General features: G+C 62.8%; 14 protein-coding genes and 2 pseudogenes. 3 read left to right on the forward strand and 13 right to left on the reverse strand.

Features of this window, described 5'->3' with window-relative positions:
- On the reverse strand, positions 1-1157 hold a 1157-nt coding region (ntrC, locus tag RWO33_RS10460; RefSeq protein WP_314104768.1), incomplete at its 3' end, for a nitrogen regulation protein NR(I).
- A complete protein-coding gene (locus tag RWO33_RS10465; protein WP_145480737.1) occupies positions 1147-2208 on the reverse strand; it encodes an ATP-binding protein in 1062 nt (353 codons plus the stop codon). The genes RWO33_RS10465 and ntrC, both read right to left, overlap by 11 nt.
- A 100-nt stretch (positions 2209-2308) precedes the next feature.
- On the opposite strand from RWO33_RS10465, the gene RWO33_RS10470 reads away from it, so the two are divergent.
- Together RWO33_RS10470 and RWO33_RS10475 are read left to right on the forward strand one after the other, a co-directional pair.
- Positions 2309-3403, forward strand: coding sequence for a hypothetical protein (locus RWO33_RS10470; RefSeq protein ID WP_314104769.1), 1095 nt, complete (start codon positions 2309-2311; stop codon positions 3401-3403).
- A 163-nt stretch (positions 3404-3566) separates the two neighbouring features.
- Entirely contained in the window at positions 3567-4496 is a 930-nt protein-coding gene (locus RWO33_RS10475; RefSeq protein ID WP_314104770.1) for a polysaccharide deacetylase family protein, read from the forward strand.
- 5 nt (positions 4497-4501) lie between these two features.
- On the opposite strand, the gene RWO33_RS10480 is transcribed toward RWO33_RS10475, so the two are convergent.
- The 10 genes from RWO33_RS10480 to RWO33_RS10525 form a co-directional block, all read right to left on the reverse strand.
- On the reverse strand, positions 4502-5437 hold the full coding sequence (locus RWO33_RS10480) for an HAD family hydrolase (protein ID WP_314104771.1): 936 nt from the start codon (positions 5435-5437) through the stop codon (positions 4502-4504).
- Between the two features lie 212 nt (positions 5438-5649).
- Positions 5650-6192, reverse strand: a complete 543-nt coding sequence (locus RWO33_RS10485) for a hypothetical protein (RefSeq protein ID WP_314104772.1) — start codon at positions 6190-6192, stop codon at positions 5650-5652.
- Positions 6193-6202: 10 nt separating this feature from the next.
- Entirely contained in the window at positions 6203-7351 is a 1149-nt protein-coding gene (locus RWO33_RS10490; RefSeq protein ID WP_314104773.1) for an MltA domain-containing protein, read from the reverse strand.
- A 1-nt stretch (position 7352) separates the two neighbouring features.
- Complete coding sequence (locus tag RWO33_RS10495; protein WP_314104774.1) at positions 7353-8093, reverse strand: N-acetylmuramoyl-L-alanine amidase; 741 nt, start codon at positions 8091-8093, stop codon at positions 7353-7355.
- 114 nt (positions 8094-8207) lie between these two features.
- Positions 8208-8657 carry a hypothetical protein gene (locus tag RWO33_RS10500; RefSeq protein ID WP_314104775.1) on the reverse strand — a complete coding sequence of 150 codons (450 nt, stop codon included), beginning with the start codon at positions 8655-8657 and terminating at the stop codon, positions 8208-8210.
- Positions 8658-9410: 753 nt separating this feature from the next.
- Positions 9411-9860 carry a hypothetical protein gene (locus RWO33_RS10505; RefSeq protein ID WP_145480718.1) on the reverse strand — a complete coding sequence of 150 codons (450 nt, stop codon included), beginning with the start codon at positions 9858-9860 and terminating at the stop codon, positions 9411-9413.
- A gap of 1855 nt (positions 9861-11715) precedes the next feature.
- Positions 11716-12087: a hypothetical protein gene (locus RWO33_RS10510; protein WP_314104776.1), complete on the reverse strand. Its 372-nt coding sequence runs from the start codon at positions 12085-12087 to the stop codon at positions 11716-11718.
- Between the two features lie 213 nt (positions 12088-12300).
- Positions 12301-12684: a hypothetical protein gene (locus RWO33_RS10515; RefSeq protein WP_314104777.1), complete on the reverse strand. Its 384-nt coding sequence runs from the start codon at positions 12682-12684 to the stop codon at positions 12301-12303.
- Positions 12685-12765: 81 nt separating this feature from the next.
- Positions 12766-13041: a hypothetical protein gene (locus RWO33_RS10520; protein WP_314104778.1), complete on the reverse strand. Its 276-nt coding sequence runs from the start codon at positions 13039-13041 to the stop codon at positions 12766-12768.
- Positions 13042-13121: 80 nt separating this feature from the next.
- Positions 13122-13247 carry a hypothetical protein gene (locus RWO33_RS10525; RefSeq protein ID WP_314104779.1) on the reverse strand — a complete coding sequence of 42 codons (126 nt, stop codon included), beginning with the start codon at positions 13245-13247 and terminating at the stop codon, positions 13122-13124.
- A 429-nt stretch (positions 13248-13676) separates the two neighbouring features.
- Here RWO33_RS10525 and RWO33_RS10530 point away from each other — a divergent pair.
- Positions 13677-13844 (forward strand): annotated as a pseudogene (locus tag RWO33_RS10530) (integrase core domain-containing protein); the annotation flags it as partial.
- Positions 13845-14687: 843 nt separating this feature from the next.
- Here RWO33_RS10530 and RWO33_RS10535 read toward each other — a convergent pair.
- Positions 14688-15563, reverse strand: a pseudogene (locus tag RWO33_RS10535) (POTRA domain-containing protein); the annotation flags it as partial.
- Between the last annotated feature and the right edge of the window lie 203 nt (positions 15564-15766).

The following is a 15766-nucleotide window of genomic DNA, read 5'->3' on the forward strand; positions in this document are numbered from 1 at the left end:
GTGTCGGATGCGGCCAGTGCGGCCATGCGCCAGCACACGTTCTCCAGCTCGCGCACATTGCCCGGCCAGTCGTGCTCGCGCAGCGCCTGCAGCGCCGCGGCGGTGAGCCGCTTCGGTGGCGTGTCCAGCTTGTGCGCGGCAGCGGCCAGGAACGTCTCGGCCAGCTGCGCGATGTCGTCGCGGCGCTCGCGCAGTGGCGGCAACCGCAGCCGCACCACGTCCAGCCGGTGCAGCAGGTCGGCGCGGAAGCGGCCCTGGGCCACCAGCGTTTCCAGGTCCTGGTGGGTGGCGGCGATGACCCGTACATCGACCCGGATCAGCTCGCGGCCGCCGACACGGAAGAACTCGCCTTCGGCCAGCACGCGCAGCAGCCGGGTCTGCAGCGGCAACGGCATGTCACCGATTTCGTCCAGGAACAGCGTGCCGCCATCGGCCTGCTCGAAGCGGCCCACGTGCCGCCGTTGCGCACCGGTGAACGCACCGGCCTCATGACCGAACAGTTCGCTTTCCAGCAGCTCGGAAGGAATGGCCGCCGTGTTGAGCGCCACGAACGGGCCCTGCGCACGCGGCGATTCATGGTGCAGCGCGTGCGCCACCAGTTCCTTGCCGGTGCCGGTTTCACCATTGATCAGCACCGACAGCGGCGCCTGCGCCAGCCGCCCGATGGCGCGGAACAGCGCCCGCATCGCCGGCGTGTCGCCCACCAGCTGCGGGCGCTGGTCGGGGGCCGGGTCCACTGCGGCGGCGCTGCGCTCGGCCACGGCGGTATCCGGGGCCGGCAGGACGCGCTGGGCCAGCGCCACCGCATCGTCCAGGTCGAACGGCTTGGACAGGAATTCCTGCGCGCCGCCGCGGAAGGCGCCGGCGGTGCTGGCCACGTCGGTATAGGCCGACATGACGATCACCGGCAGTTGCGGGTGTGCCGCTTTCAGCTTGTCCAGCAGCACCAGTCCGTCATCGCCGGGCATGCGCACGTCGGTGAAAAGCAGGTCCGGCGGCGGTTGGCTGGCCAGCATGTCCAGCGCGGCGGCGGCGCCATCGAAGCCCTCCACCGTGTAGCCGGCATCGCGCAGCGCCGTGCACAGCACGAAGCGCACCGCGCGGTCGTCGTCCACCACCCAGACGCGCTGGGTGCCGGTGTGCGTGTCATCCGCCATGCGCGGTTTCCTCCATGGCAGGGGTGCCGTGCCCGATCGGCAGCTGCACGGTGAATACGGTATGGCCCGGGCGCGAGCGGTAGGTCAGCGTGCCGCGGTGTTCGCGCGCCACCTGCTGGGCCAGCGCCAGGCCGAGCCCGGTGCCTTCGGCGCGGCCGCTGACCAGCGGCAGGAACAGGTGTTCGGCCAGCGCCTCGGGCACGCCGCGCCCGTCATCGGCGATTTCCAGGCGCAGCGCCATCGGCTGCAGCTGGTCGCCGATGCGCACCCCATGTTCCACCCGGGTGCGCAGGGTGACGGTGCCGGCGCCGGCCTGGATCGCATTGCGCACCAGGTTCCACACCGCCTGGGTAAGGCGGTCGGCGTCGCCGTCGAATTCGGGAATGCTGGGGTCGTAATCGCGCTGCAGCCGCACCGCCCAGCCACCTTCGCTTTCCGCCAGGCGCAGTACGCGCTCCAGCGACGCGTGGATGTTGAGCGGCGCGTGCGGGGCCGCCGGCGCCGGCGACAGCAGCTGTTCGAGCAGGCCGTTCAGGCGCTCGATCTCCGAGCCGATCAGCTCGATCAGTTCGCGTTCTTCCGGGTCGCGCTGGCTGCTGCGCCGGGCCAGCAGCTGGGCCGCACCCTTCAGGCCGGCCAGCGGATTGCGCAGCTCATGGGCCAGCCCTTTCAGCGCCGCGCTCAGCGCGCTGGGCAGGGCCTGCGTAGGGTCCAGCCCGGGGAACTCGTCCACCGGGTGCGCCTCCAGCAGCCAGCCATCTTCGTCATGCCGGCTCAACCAGCCTTCGGCGAAGCGCGGGGCCTCGCCGGGCAGGGCAAGGGCCAGCCGATGCAGGCGCAGGGTGTCGCGTTCGCCGCGCGCCAGGAAGTGCGCCAGCGCCTCGCCCTGTACCTCCAGCGAGGCCAGCGGCTGACCGAGCAGGCGCCGCACGCTTACTCCCAGCCAGCGTGCGAAGGCCGGGTTGCAGCCGGCCACGCGGCCTTCAGCGTCGGCCCAGGCGACCGGAGTGCCAAGGACTTCAAGGGACGGAGACGGTGGTGCGGGGGTCATTGCACCAATGTAGTGCAAATGGGGGGGCGTGGCACGCTAAAGAACACCTCGCACAGGCCGTTGTATCTTGCTTGCCTTTGCTCTCCGAATGGACTCGCTGATGCCCTCACTCTGCCTAGTTCCTCACGGCCGACTTTCCTACCGCCTTGGCCTGCTCGCCGCCATGCTGCCAGGCTTCTCTGCCCCGGCCATTGCCCAAGCACCGGTTGAGGGGCTGGAAATGCATCGCATGGGGGCCGGCACGTTGGGGCCGGACGGCTGGACCACGGCAACGTCCACGAACGGCGGCTACTCGGTCCGACTGCCGTGCCTGTTCAATGACTTCACGTTCCGGTCCAGAACGGAGAGCGTGACGCAGGCCGACATGCTCGGCTGCGGCCACGACGGCATGAAGTTCATGGCCATGCGAGGTCAGGACCGCGACGCCGCAACAGGACAAATGAATTTCGAGCGGCCTGTCCCGGGCGCGACTTCCAGCCGCATTACTTATCGTGGGCTGCCTGGGATCGCCCACGACATACAGACCGCGACCTCCTGCGCGGCCAGCCAAAGCGTCCGCACGAAGGCGGGCACCATTCTGCTTTCGGTTGAGACCTCCCTGTCGAAATGCGAGGCAATGAAACAGGCGGCCGCCACCTTCTTCGGCTCGCTTGAGCCGGATGCGCACCCAGTGGTCGCCGTGCCGCTTGCGGACTTGCCCGTCCTACCGGAGTGCCCCCTGGCCGCGGCGCTCTCGAAGGACCAGCTGGTTGCGGCCTTCAATGCGCTGCCGCGTGATGCCGAGGACCTGATACCGGCCGACACGTGCCTTCCCGCGACATCCACCCACTCATTGTTCGCGCGCGAGGGTGTGTGCATGATCGGCACAACGCGCATGAACGTTGCGAGCCTCTCGACGCTGGCCACGACTGGCGACCCCATTGCTACATCTTTTATGGGATCGTACGCAGAAGCCACGCATTCGGCGTTGAAGACGCTGCTCGAAGCGCGCTATCCGAGGCAACCGCTTGCGGCGTACGGGCCGCACGCTTCCCACACCTGGGACGTCACCACGGTGGTCGCCCATCCAGGTGGCCCACTGCTGATTCTCTCGAAGCCTTCGGAAGGCTCGAACGGGGCGGCGCTTTCCCTGGTCCGCCAGTACCGGGCAGAGCACACCAGACTGGTCAATCGTAATCTCAACGATTGCAGGTAGCTTCTTACCTTCGACCCAGTAGCTTGGCGTGATTCTCGCCGGTCAGGGCGGTCACCAGCACCGGCATCCGCGAAGCGATGCGCCCTATACTTCACGATCATCGCGACGGAGGTGGAGCGTGGGTAAGGGAATACTTCGGTGGGGCGTCCTGGCCTTGTTCTGCGTGGCAGGAATTGCACAGGCCAGCGAGCCGGACCGACGCATCGCGCTCACCATCGACGACCTGCCCTGGCAGCGGCTCGGCGAACGCGCCGAGGCCGACCTGCACGCCCAGCACGCGCGCCTGATCGGCGCCCTGAAGCAGACCGGCGTGCCCATCGTGGGCTTCGTCAACGAAGGCAAGCTGGAAGTCGACGGACAGGTGCAGCCGGATCGGGTGCAGATGCTTCGCGACTGGCGCGACGCCGGCTTCGAGCTGGGCAACCACACCTTCAGCCATGTCTCCATGCATGCGGTACCGCTGGACACCTACCAGCAGGACATCCTGCGCGGCGAAGTCGTCCTGCGCCCCCTGCTCGCCGAGAGCGGGCAGACCCTGCGCTGGTTCCGGCACCCCTACCTGCAGGCAGGAAGGTCGCCAGAAGCACGCGCCGAACTGGCGACATTCCTGCAGCAACACCAGTACCGTATCGCACCGGTGACCGTGGACAACGCGGAATGGATCTGGGCATTCGCGTACGACCAGGTGCGCGATACCGAAACCGACCCTGCCGTGCGTGAGACGCGCCTGCGCCAGCTGCGGCGCGGCTACATCCCCTACATGCTAAACAAGCTGGACTACTACGAGCAGCGCTCGCAGCAGTTGCTGGGCAGGCTGCCCGCACAGGTGTGGCTGATGCATGCCAACGCGCTGAATGCAGACAGCGTGGAGGAACTGGTGGCGGCGACCCGCCGCCGAGGGTACCGCTTCATCACCCTTGAAACCGCGATGGAAGACCCGGCCTACCTGCGCGCCGAAGGCTACAACGGCGGGGCGGGCATCAGCTGGATCCAGCGCTGGGCCATGGCCGACAAGATGCCCAAGACGTTCTACCAGGGCGAGCCGGCCGTGCCTGCGTGGGTGATGAAGCTGGCGGGCCAGGACTCGGAGTAAGCGCGTCAGTCGACGAACACGCGCGACCAGTCCTCGCGCACGCTCACCAGCGGCCAACCGTGTTCGGCGGCCATCGCCACCGACTTCTGCGCGCCGGACGTGTAGGCGATATCGCGCTGGTCATCGTCATGGGTGACCAGCAGTGCCAGCGAGGCGCGCTTGCCCTGGGTGGCGAACTGCAGCATCTGGATGTCGCCGTTGGAGTTGCCGGCGGCAAAGATCGGGCGCGCGCCGATGCGGCTCCATATGCGCACCACTTTGTTCGGGCCGTCGTCGAACACCTCCAGTTTCGAGGTGTGGACCAGCGTGCCGATGCCCTCTTCTTCACGGTACTGCAGCGCGACGCTGGTGCCGACCACGCGCTCGGGCGGAACGCCGTACAGCTCCTGGGTGATAGGCCGCATGAAATCACGTCCGCCACCGGACACGATGTAGTTGGTGAACTGGTTGGCTTCCAGGTAGTGCAGCAGCTCGCGCATCGGCGCGTAGGCCGTCTTCAGGTAGGGGCGTTTCAGCACCGGATTCTGCGCGCTGCGCAGGAACTGCTCTGCCTTGCCGGCAAAGTCTTCCACCTCGTCCTCGGCATAGGCCGAAAGCAGGCCGGCGGCCATTTCCTTGAGCATGGTGTCATCGCCTTCGTAATGCTTGGTGATGACGTTTCCCAGCCACGCCTGGTCCTTTTCATGGACTGCCTTCCAGGGCTGCCGGTCGCGTAGCGCCGGGTCTGCTTCGGCCTGTTCGGCGATTCGGCGCAGCAGGAAGTCGGCCTGGATCGGCATGGGCTTTTCGCACCACAGGCAGCCGTCGTTGTCGAACACCGCGATCCGTGCAGCCGGCGGCACGTAGTCGGGGCCGTCCTCCAGGGTGACCCGTGCAACGAAGGCGATGATGGCCTGGCGCGTGGCGCCGGCGTTCCAGCTTTTGAGCAGTCCTTCGTGCATGGGTATGACTCGACGGGGCTTGAAGCTGGAATGCTAGCCCGGGCGCGCGGCCGCTACCTGCGCAGAATCACTGCGTTGGGCGCAGTAGTTTTACTGGGTGCGGGCTGCCACGCAGGGCGTGGCACTACGGCTTGCGCGTGGAAGCCATTTCGAGCCACGGCGTATGACCCAAGGCGTAGTGCCACGCCCTGCGTGGCAACCTCAGCGCAGCGTCACCGGGCAAGCCGCCTCAACGCCATGATCGCTTCCGGCAGCTCCACACGCATCTGTTCGCGCAGCGCTTCAGCGACGCCGTGATAGCGCCGACGCTGGAAGAGGTAGCAGCCGACAAACAGCCCCAGCATCATCAGCATCGGCCAGGCGGTCGTCACCACCAGGGGCATCACCACGCACAGCCCGCCAATGGCCAGGGTCATCCAGTTGCAGATGCCTTCCACGCGGACCTGGTTGCGCTTGGCATCCACCACTACCAGCCCACGCATCACCGGGTAGTAGCGCCCGGTGAAGTTGATGCCGAAGCTCTCGCGGAATGCCATGCGGCCGTCGGGAAGCGCGCGGAATACCAGCGGCAGCCACCTCTGGGTGGCTACATCGCGCTCCAGGCAGTTCAACACCAGCCTCTCGCGCATGGCGGCGTTGGCGGGAATGCGCTCGTTGTACAGGCGGATGCCGGTTACGAAGTAAAGCGGATTCCAGGTCAGCTCCAGGATGATCTCCAGCACCATCACGCCCACCACCACGTAGAAGATCGCCATGGGCCGGTCCTCAGCTGCCGGGAGTGTTGCTGGGCAGGGCCGCACCCTTGGGCCACAACAGCCACAGGTTGCCCTTCTGCTTCATGTCCCCCGCCAGCTTGCCGGCGGCGTCGCCGGTGCCCCAGTACAGGTCGGCACGCACTTCGCCGGCAATGGCGCCGCCGGTGTCCTGCGCGGCCACCGGGCGCACCACCGCGCTGCCGTCCGGGCGCGTAGTCGACAGCCACAGCAGGCTGCCCAGTGGCACCACGGTGCGGTCCACCGCCACGCTGTAGCCGGCGGTGAGTGGCACGTTCAATGAACCGCGCGGGCCTTCGTCGCCGTCCGGGCCTTTGCTGAAGAACACGTAGCTCGGGTTGCTGGCCAGCAGCTCGGGAATGCGGGCCGGGTGCGCGTTGGCCCAGCTGCGGATGGCGTCCATGGTGACGTCTTCCTTCTTCAGCTCGCCCTGCTCTACCAGCCAGCGACCGATCGGGCGGTACGGGTGGCCGTTCTGGTCGGCGTAGGCGATGCGCAGCTGGCGGCCGTCGTCCAGGCGGATGCGGCCCGAGCCCTGGATCTGCAGGAACTGCAGGTCCATCGGGTGGGTCAGCCAGGCCAGCACCGGTGCGTTGACGCCCTTGGCGCTGATCGTCGCGGCGTCGTCGTACGGGCGAAGCACGCGCCCTTCCACGCGGCCGCGCAGGCGCTTGCCCTTGAGTTCGGGGTACAGGCCATCAAGCTGCACGCTGACCATGTCGGTCGGCACGCCGTAGACCGGCACGGTGGCCCTCGCGGTGCGGGTCAGGCTGCCGGGGTAGACCGGCTCGTAATAGCCGGTGATGAGGCCATCGGCACGATGGCCCCCGGCGCGCAGGGCGTACACCTGCAGGGTGTCCTGCAGGAACTGGCGGATGGCCGTGGGGGTGGTCGCCACACCCGCCGCAGCCGCGCAGGGCGCTGCCCACACCGCGTCGCTCTTCAGGCGAGGGCAGGCGCTGCGCCAGGCGACGAAACCGGCCTGCAGGTCGCTGTCGCTGACGGCAGGAAGTGCGGCCCAGTTGGACTTCGCGTAGGTGGTGGTGACGCTGGCGGCCGGGGCGTCGGGCTTCGGCGGACTGACGCTGCAGGCGGTCAGGAAGGAAAGGCCCAAGAGGGCGAACGCAGAGTGTCGGGTCATGTCACCGGGTCTGTTGCAGCAGCGAATACAGGATGCGGGCGTCTTCGGCATCGAGCGTGGGCGGCAGATCGTCGCGGCCGCGGAAGCGACGGTGGAAGGCACCCACGGCAGCGGCGCGGTCGTCCAGCGAGTACCCGAACGCCTGCAGGCCCAGCCAGGGGTCGAAGCCTTCCGGCGCGGGTCCGTCGCTGGCACGCGGCCACAGGCCGAATCCCGCGTCGGCAAGCTGCTGCCACGGGAAGAAGCGGCTGGGATCCTGCTTGCGCGACGGGGCCAGGTCGGCGTGCGCGATGATCTGGCTGCGCGGGATATCCAGCCGGGTACACAGGTCGCCCAGCAGCCGGATCAGCGCGGCAATCTGCGCCGGGGCGAACGGGCTGCTGCCGTTGTTGTCGATCTCGATGCCGATCGACGCCGAATTGAGGTCGGTAATGGTGCCCCAACGGCCGCCACCGGCATGCCAGGCACGGCGGTTGTCGGCCACCAGCTGATAGATATGGCCATCCGCGCCCACCAGGTAATGCGAACTGACCCGCCCGCCGCTGTTGGCGGTGCGCAGCGTCTGCAGGCTCTGCTGCACGCTGTCCTGGTCGGTGTGGTGCAGCACGATGATGACCGGGCTGCGCACGTTGTGGTTCAGCGACGGTACCCAGGTGGCCAGCGGGCTGCGTACGTCCGTGCTGGCGCAGGCGGCGAGCAGGAGGGTGGCGAGCAGCACGAGCGGGTGGCGGAATCGGCGCATGGCTCGATTGTGCGTCATTCGGCCCCGCCGTGCGTAGAGCCACGCCCTGCGTGGCTGCCAGTGATCAAGCAACCGCTGAGCTGCAGAGGCATCGCAATCACGCAAGGCCCAGGTTTACCAGCGCTCGCGGGGTATGGCGCGATCAATGAGCGAGACCATACCCATGTAGAGCAGACCACTCATGAGCCCGATTATCGAGAAGACCGCGATCCTTCTGGGTGCCCAGGTCATCCAGAACGTCCGGCTCGACCAGATGGCGTCCCACGCGCCACTGGCGAATGCTCCCTCCATCAGGAGCCAGCCCAATACGGCGCCGACGGCGCCAAAAATCACATGTCGAAACCGCCAGCGCTCGAACATTCCATCGATCAGGCACACCAGTGGGCATCCCACGATCAAACCGATCACGGCGCCTATGATGAGGAAGAGTGGCAGCGCCTTGAACGCGTCATCCAGCGGGATGTTCGCGGCATAGAGCCACAGTGCCAGAAAGACGACGCTTCCGGCAACAGCCGTGCTGACGGGCACCGCAATCATTCTTGCGGCCCAGTTCCAGGTACTCATTTCCATACCTGACCTTCCTTGAGCGGGTGGTTCATGGCCAAGCTCTGCATGCCTGATGGTCCGCATGAAGCGTCACAACGAAGCGAAAAATGCCATTCCCCATGCCAGGCCTTTCGTTCCAGGATTGGACGCTCGCGGCAATGAGTGCGAAATTGTTTGGGTCGCCAAAGACAGTCATGTACGGTCAGTAATGCAGGCAAGAATGATCATCGGGAACTCGACGGTTGGAGATGATTAGGCGTTGGGAACTAAGACCTTATGAAAGACATGTTGTATAGGAATAGGGTAACGACAACGATCGCCAGGAAGACCTCCAGAAGCCTGGTCCATTTCCAGTGGCGCAAACGAGCGACGAGAACGCAGAGAAGGACTGGAAGAGACAGGCATGACACGACGACGGCAAGCCGGACCCAGTCCCCGTAAGGTCCCAAAAGAAGTTGAGGCATCAATCTCAAGCCCCTATTCCAATGGGAATAGGCAGAAAGTAGCTCGACCAGCGCACATAGCGCCCAGAGGCAAAAGTACGCAAGGTGAATCAGGTTGTACTTCGCTCCTGCCATGATCACGCTCCTGACTCATGCAATCCATTCACCACGATCTAGACACAATTTTACTCCAGTCAATTATTGCAGCCGCCCGCACAGCCGGGGTCTCACGAGAACATCCCCTGATCAGCGGTGGTGCCGTCCGCGGCACCAACTCGCCACCCGCCACGCTAGTCTCGAAATACTTACTGTCACTCGACCAGCCCTTCTACCTGTCCTTGGCCGCTGTCAGCTTTCGTAGCAAGCTGGGCCAGATGAAAGAGTAAAGGATGCCCGCGAGCAGACCTATGATCGCAAACACTGCAAGTCGCCTGGGCGCCCATTCAATCCAGAAGGTGCTGCTTGCCCAGATGTTGTTCCAGGCGTCACGCGCAAAGGCGCCCTCGACTATGAGCCAAGCGAGCACCGCACAGAACGCGCCCAACGCGACATGGCGGAACTTCGCGTGAGGTAGTACAGCATCAACAATGAGAATCGCTGGGAAGCCAACCACCACGCCAAAGATAGCTGCCACCATGCCTATGATCGAAGAGAAGTAGACCGTCTCAATTGCTGTCCCTGCGTTGACGCTCAGTGGTAGGCCGATCAGAAGCAACCCGCAGACGCCGGCGCTGAGCGCAACCGCAAGAATCTTAGAAAGCGCAAGACGTTGGTTCACTGGCAGACCTCTATCGATTTTCCCTGCGAATCGCGAATGGTCATGCACTTTTGCCTTGATTGGAAGTCACTCCACCGCCACTGAAGCTTGTCGACCTGCTCACCTATGTCGCGAGCATTGGGCACCACACAAAGTCATCAAGCCAGGTACTAGAACTACTGAACGGGCTGCTGACTGTACCCCAACCCCTTGGTACACACGGAAAGCCCACCGTACACATTCGCCCAAACCTATCCAAGGAATCGAAACGCGACATGGGAACCATGCGCGCGGACTGCGCGGCTAGCTACGGCGTCAAGGACGTCCATATCCTCTCGATTTGAAAAATCCATTGTCCCTAGCGCGGTGTAGAAGGCCTTGCTGCAGGCCGCGTCCCTCAAGAACGCAGACTCAACCAGCACACAGAGAACCCATAGGCACAAGCAAGAGAACCGAAGAATGTTCTGCTTGGTCGCTTTCATCGTCTCCCGAGTTCAGCGCCAATAGCTGCAGTTCGTTGGAACCACGATGCTCACGTCACGTACTACTCCACACCTGACTCAGAACTCCCAGCAAGGCCACACCTTGTCGGCTATCCCGTAGCCAGGCAGTTGGACAGGCAAGGTCTGGCCGAAAGAGCCTCTTCGATTGGGCCGAAGCGGCAGTGAATCTTCCTGCCGCTCCGTTCGATCGCCATCACGCACTCGGCTTAGAACCCCCAGCGAGGCAAAAGAGAATGCACTTTCCTCCGTCATTGCCGACGAGACTGATCGGAAAGCTTTCTTCGCCTGGCCCAAACGCAATCTCAACCTTCAAGTCTTGGTTCTCGAAAGTGCGAAGCTCCTCAATCAAACCTCGGACCGTCTTCCCTCTGCTCTCCCATCCATGCACTGACATTATTAGCTGTCTCCGATCTTGTCCGATTTGGCTCATCTCGAGCGAGCGCCACGCCGCGACCAACACGTGCGGCCGGTCTGCGCGGCTGGGCCGTCGCGGCGGCCGTGGTTGCCGTGGTCGCGACCGGTGGCTGGTGGAGCTACGACCGGCAGCGCCCGGCCGCCCAGGTGCGTACGCTGGTAACGGCGCTTGCCAATCGACGAGCTTGCAGTGCACTTCGCAGCGCCGCAAGTTCACCCATGCTGACCACGGCATTCGTTGGCCTGACCTTGACCGATCAAGTAGCCGGAGTTATGGGGAGCCGGCACCCTCGTGAAGTTTCAGCGACGCCGATTGGACGTTTCCAGTAGAGGCGAATTCATGAAAGCACCTTCTTACCGGCTCGATGTCACGTGTCGTCATGAATCGCTGATACAGGTCCCCAAGGATTTCAATCTCCCCTTCGCCCGCAGTGGGATATGTGATGGTATCTACCTCGTGATCTCCGTCGTCGGTGTAGCGACTAAGCATAAGCATGAAGTTTCCGCTGTCTGCATATAGTGCCAGTTCGTAGACTCCGACCTCAGGCACGGGATCTTCACTCAGGCTAACAGTTCCGCTCATTGCCGAAAATAGCTGCAGCGCAGCGTCAATCTCTTCATTGGAAGGATCATTCCGAACTCGCAGCTGCGTGCGCGCAGTATCCGAACTTACGTAGAATCCGGCTAGTTTCACGATTCTTCTCTCTGATTGAGCGCATACCCTGGGTCCAATAGTAGGTCTTTGGTAGACCGGTCTTGTTGTCAACCGCTCTGACACTAAGGGAATTCAAGCCAGCAGCCTGGGCCGCCGCAGCGATGTCGCCCTTACAGAATCCGCAGACGTCTTTTCCGGAGACAGAGATGCTCATGTCCGCACCGACCGCAAGCCCAGCATCATGCACCTTCTGGATATCCTGCTCGCCGGGAGAGACTTCGCCACGATCCGAAAATTGGATTAGTCACGATGATTTCGGTCGCCATAGGCCCAGGATCTTCAAGTCGCAAAGAAGCTCAGATGCCCCGTCGGCATCAAGGAGTTGATGGATCCCGTTCTCTCCAACACGATCGAGAAGCTGCGCAGCGCGAGACAGCTGAAGCTCGCGTATTTTTGGCGGCTCTCGTCCGGCTGCAGAGATAAGGCAAAAAACTTCGAGCATTAGGTTCTCAATGTCGGAGTCGAATACCCCGTCAAGCTGGTCACGTGCAAAGCCTGCCGACGTCTCGCCTTCAATCCAACCACGAGTTCCCATTGCTTTGACCCTGCAATACTCATACGCCAATCCCAAGAACTCATCTCGCAACTGGGCGTATCCATAACGATTGCTTTCCACGCTCTAGTTCCTCGGGGGACAGTCTTCTGCAACGTCCTGCAGCGATTCAATGGTGAGGGTGCCACCGGTCTTGATGTCGATCCGGTCGGCGGTTGCGGTGGCGCCGCGCAGGGTGGTGTCACCCTCCGTAATGCGCCTAGCGTGAAGACACACAGCAGTGCCAGTTCAGTTGCTCACCTTGCAATTTCCACCATCTGACCGCCTTGTTGGAATTCAGCCTTCAGGCATTGGACCTACGAACCTTAGTCCATGCTCGTCCCTGACTGCATAAAGAGTCTCGAACTGGAATGACAAGATGAACTTGAATGGATGTGACGCCGCATAGCAACGGACAAATTCAGAGATGTCCTCCCAACTCTCATGAAGGCTATCTGCTCGGTAGTGAAAGGACCCCCGGACGCCGACGCGCCAATCCACTTCCACTACGTCGACCAGCACTTCTTCCGGTGAAGCGTCGTACCGGAACATGAACTGACAGTGTGATCTGTTGAAGAAGCCAGAAACGTCACCGTCGATGGGCTCCATCTGGGTGTCCATGGCCGCCAAGGTGCTTGAAATGCCTTGAATGCTCGCACCAGTCTCGATCTCAATCCACATTGTAAGACTCACTGGCCAACCCTTACCACGTTGATCTCTCCACTTTTCATGATGCACACCGCCCTATGGCTTGGGACCGGATTAGCACGAAGAGCTCCTTCCAGCTGCGAGATGGTGATCACAGAATCCTGTAAGTTCAGCACGATAGTGGGCGCCTGCTTCTCTACTTTTATCTCGAATCGTCTTGAGGACAGAGATCGGACTATTGGTGATTGGGGAGAAGACATCGGCGATCTGCCCGTCCATTTTCAGACCGGAATTGGCTTTATTTCTCTTGGAATTGAGCAATTGCTCAACATCTTCATCGAACTTTGCGAGCGCCATTGCCGCCTCGCTCTGTCGATCAATCGCGCGCACATGATCCGGAGGCGTTCCTTGGCAGGCTACGCTGGTGGCGAAATTTTTTCAGCCAACAGCCTCAGTGCAGCCCCGACCAACTACTCGTCCAGGCGATGCTCCTCTTCCTTCTTCTTTGCCAGATCGATCGCGTCCAGCCAGTCCGTCCACATGGCGGGATCATTGGGAGTACCGTCACCCCACAGGAAGCTCGAGATCGAGCTCATTACATCAGAGAGGGAGTCGGCGCCGCCGCCCCTGTCGTAGTACCTTTGAAGGAAAATTACCATCGCTCTATATCCAATCTCGGTGGTAATTGGATCTTTGTTGTTTAGCATTGCAACGGTCGCTTTCTTTGAAGTGGCTTAACAGGAGAGGAATGACCTGTGTCTGAATGATAGACCGCGGGAGTCTTGGTTACGCCAACGTAACGCACAGCTCCCCCCTGACACCTACCCATACTCGTGATCCATCAGGCCTTTGATGCTTGCATCTGCAGCTGCGCCGACTTGGGCAAGTCTGACTAAGGCGATGGAAGCGACATGGCGAACGTAACTCGCTCGAGGCGCTCTCCCTCGAGGAAGCCATCGATAACAAGGGGCTAGCAATTCACCTCGTCCGGAAAGGTCTGGCCGAAAGAGCCTCTTCGATTGGGCCTCAACGAGCATTGGTTTCCGACATTGCTTCATGCCCGTACCAGCATCGAAAGCTGGCGGCGCGACTACAACGAAGAAAGACCCAAGCGAGCGCTTGGCGGGCAAACACCCGCCCAGTACGCCGCGCAGTTGGCGGCGAGGAAAGATAACATCAGCAACGGACTCTAAACCCGCCCGCTACTGAAGTCGGGGGGACGTCGGCACTACCGAGGCTTTCTGTTCCACCGTGATCGCAACCCGTTCAGTTCTACGGACAAATCACCACTCTGAAACAATTCCTGGAACAAGCTCAACGCGTGAGAGATGTCTGAGCTAACGGTCCTCGCGTCCCACTCATCATCGCCGAACCTTTCTGTGCCGCTGAACGGCCGGTCTTCCGGCTCCCACCATTCGAGCAAGTCCAGCTTAGGATCGGCTGATCGTGTCAATGCGACAAGTCTGTACTTCCCACCAATCGAGTTCATCGTAAGTTGCTTTACCAATCCGGCGCCTGGTGTGAGGACACGCAGGTCTACGAATCCGCCCTTTTCGAATGTCAGGTGCAATGCCGATTCGATGCGACTCCACACTGGCCTCTCGGTCACCGTAGCACCGTTACCCGCAGATCTGTCGTAGGCGCACAGCTGTACGACAAACCCAGAATCAACCACGTTAGTTGTCATTCGACCCAACCCCTTCCTCGAATCCACAGGAATAGGCGACCGCGCACCGTATCAACAACCTGGAGGCTATTCAATCCAGAGCGTTCTGCCGCCGTCGACAGGTTGCTTTGGCAATAGGAACAGACTGCCTCGCCTCGAACGACTATGCTCATGTTCTGCCCCCGCGTCAGCCCTGCATCGAGAGCCTGCTGGATCAGCCCGATCTCCGCATGTGCATTTGCCATCGTGGAGTTTGGATCACCGGGCGGAACAGTATCTGAAATTAGGGTTCGCTTACTTCCGTCGGCCAGCTCTGACGGCCTTGCTGTCTGATTTGTGTCAAATAGCGTTCGCCCTCCTATCGTGCTCTGTCGGTGCCGCGTGCGCTGCCGTTGAACACGGACTTGCCGGCGTTGAAATAGAACAGGTCGCTGATCCCGGCCAGGTTGTCCAGCGATACCGTGGCACCGGCCTGCAGCTTGCCGGTGGAGGTGCTGCCGGCGTCGTCCAGGGTCAGGTTGAGGCGCACGGGCGCGCGCTGGCTCCAGCTGATGACCAGGTCGCTCTCACCGGGCCGGGCCTGCTCGACTTCCTGCGGCGGTGCGATCTGGATGTCCACCGTTGCGGTCGGCACGCGCTGCAGGTTTTCCAGCGCCTGTTCGATGTCGCGCAGGTTGAGCAGGTCGCCGGGGCCGACCGCCAGTGCGTTCCACAGCGCCGGGGTGCGTCCTTCGCCGGTGGCAAAGCGGACCGCGTGGATGCGGCCGGGCACCACCGTGAGCGTGAGCGTGCCGGTCTTCAGGTCCTGCGGTGCGGCAAGGATGCGGGTGGTGACGAAGCCGCGGGCGGTGATCGCGTTCTGCACCCGCTTCATCACGATGTCCACGCCACCGGTGCCGAGCCAGCGCCCGGTGGCGCGGTCGTTGCGCGGATCGGCGGCCTTCAGCGCCCAGCCGAAGCGTTCGGCCAGTTCACCGTCGAGCACGATGTGGTTGATGGTGAAACAGGGCGATTCGTCGACCGGCAGGCGACCGACGGCTTCTTCCGGGGCTGCCTGCAGGCGCACGTCAGGCGTGGTTTCCTGCTGCTCGCGCAGCACACGCTCACGCTCCTGCTGGCGCAGCAGTTCCTGGTCTGACGGCCCCGCCACCTGTGCACCGGCGGCAGCCGGCAGGCAGGCGATTGCCACGGCCACGGCCAACGGCCAGCGCAGCGCACGGCTGCGTTCGATACGTCCCTGATCCACGTTCACGCGCTTCCCTGGCAGAAAATTCTGAAGCCTCCGATCCTGAAACGGCCGGCGGGCGGCGAACTTTAAAGCAACCCTGCGATCCGAAACAGCTCTGAATCCTCCCTTTCGTTTGTAGGAAAACTACGCATCGCGCGTGAAAGTGAGACATCGCCCGGGTGGTGCGCGGGCATAAAAAAACCGGCGGTCCGAAGACCGCC

It is taken from the genome of uncultured Stenotrophomonas sp. (assembly GCF_963519925.1).
Taxonomy (GTDB): domain Bacteria; phylum Pseudomonadota; class Gammaproteobacteria; order Xanthomonadales; family Xanthomonadaceae; genus Stenotrophomonas; species Stenotrophomonas maltophilia_AE.